At 53.5% G+C, this 1,805-nt stretch carries 2 protein-coding genes and 1 pseudogene; all 3 read right to left on the reverse strand.

Annotated elements, in window-relative coordinates; translation table 11 throughout:
* The coding region (locus tag COY37_RS03780; protein WP_286976196.1) for a DNA polymerase III delta subunit-related protein at positions 1-328 on the reverse strand (328 nt) is incomplete at its 3' end.
* 60 nt (positions 329-388) lie between these two features.
* A complete protein-coding gene (gene tmk, locus COY37_RS03785) occupies positions 389-1,084 on the reverse strand; it encodes a dTMP kinase (protein WP_286677806.1) in 696 nt (231 codons plus the stop codon).
* A gap of 115 nt (positions 1,085-1,199) precedes the next feature.
* A pseudogene (locus tag COY37_RS03790) lies at positions 1,200-1,754 on the reverse strand (FumA C-terminus/TtdB family hydratase beta subunit); the annotation flags it as partial.
* Positions 1,755-1,805 lie beyond the last annotated feature (51 nt).

Here is a 1,805-nt window from a genome sequence, read left to right on the forward strand (position 1 = left end):
TTATCTTGCCTTCATAATTTTTACGCGAGACGCTTTGAAGGAGATCGCGAATCGTCTCAATATGGATAAAGTTGCCCTCGGGCTCGATCAAAAAGATATCCGGATGTATCTCGCGCATGATCTTGCCGCAGGATACGCAGCGCCCGCAGCCGTTCTCCTGGCAGTTGAGGGCCGCGGCCATAACTTTTGCGGTCGTCCACTTGCCGACGCCGCGCGGGCCGACGAAGAGCCAGGCGTGGCTGCCCTCCTCGGAGCGAAGCGAACGCAGAATTCTATCTATCGCATCATTCTGGCCGATAATGCTCGACCAGAGAATAGTCTCGTCCATAAGCACATCCATAGGATTGTTTATAGCAACTAGCAAGGTCATTCACAGGAGAAAATTATATCATAGGAGTGGTTCAACTGCTTGGATGATGAGCGTGTGGATCTCGTCGACAGTCGACATACCATCGATTACCCGCCAGCGCTCAGGCTCGCGCTTTGCAAGCTCTTGAAACCCCTTCTCAACGCGCTCGTGAAACTCAACGTCTTCGCGCTCGATTCTGTCCGCAATGGTTTTGGTCGCCCGTTTCAGACCGATCTCAACAGGTACGGTTAACAAGAGCGTCAGGTCGGGTTTGATGCCTTCGGTGGCCTGCTCGTTTACTTCCAGGATGAAATCGAGCGGCAGTCCCCTGCCGTAGTGCTGATAGGCGATTGTCGAGTCGAGGTAGCGATCCGAGATCACTATGCTTCCGCGCGCAAGTGCCGGTTTAACTAGCTCGGCAACGTGCTGCGCTCTATCGGCTGCGTAGAGCAGAACTTCGGTGCGGTAATCCATTTCGGTAAAATCGGGGTTTAGCAGCACCGCGCGGATCGCCTCGCCGATAGGCGTGCCGCCCGGCTCACGGGTCGTGGTCACGTCGTACCCCCGTGAACTCAAGTAGCTGGCGAGAAGCGTCATCTGGGTGCTTTTACCGCTTCCTTCAATCCCCTCAAATGTTATAAAAAGGCTGTTTGTACCTTTTGTGCCTTTTATATCTTTTTTGTCTTGTGTGTCTTTTATGTTGTTTCTTTCATTTGTGCCGTTTGTGCCGTGCATCACTGTGCTCGTCCCCTCTGTGAGTATGGGTGCGCCGCCTATTATGGGCCCTCCTTAGGCAATTGCACATGGCTCGTTTTGCGCAGTTTGCCCAGTTTAACTACACGATATCCCTCTACGCTCGTTTATATAATCTCCGGTTTTGCTCATAGAAATCGCCGCCATGCGCATCGGCCGCAACGATTACCGGAAAGTTCTCGACTTCAAGTTTATAAACCGCCTCGGGACCGAGGTCGGGGTATGCGATAAGCTCTACGCGCTTTATATAGGATGAAAGAAGCGCCGCGACACCACCGGTCGCCGCAAAATAGACGGCGTTGTACCTGCTTAAGGCATCCTTAACTGCCTGGGATCGCGGGCCTTTGCCGATAACGCCCTTTAAACCGTGCTCGAGGAGAAGCGGCGTAACGGCATCCATCCGCGCGCTGGTCGTCGGCCCAATCGAACCGCTCGCTTTACCCGGGGGCGTAGGTGCCGGGCCCGCATAGAATATGATCTGCCCCGCAAGCTCAAACGGCAGTGCCTCACCGTTCTCGATTGCAGCCACAATCCGCTTATGCGCCTGGTCGCGCGCCGTATAAATCGTCCCCGAAATCTCGACCTTATCCCCGGATTTTAGGGATGATACTGTTTCAACTGTTAGCGGCGTGTGAATCTGAATCGTCATCTCATCTTCCCTTTTTGCTGCTTGTCATTCTGAGCGTCAGCAATTGTCATTCTA

Source organism: Candidatus Aquicultor secundus (genome assembly GCF_002791875.1).
GTDB lineage: Bacteria > Actinomycetota > Aquicultoria > Aquicultorales > Aquicultoraceae > Aquicultor_A > Aquicultor_A secundus.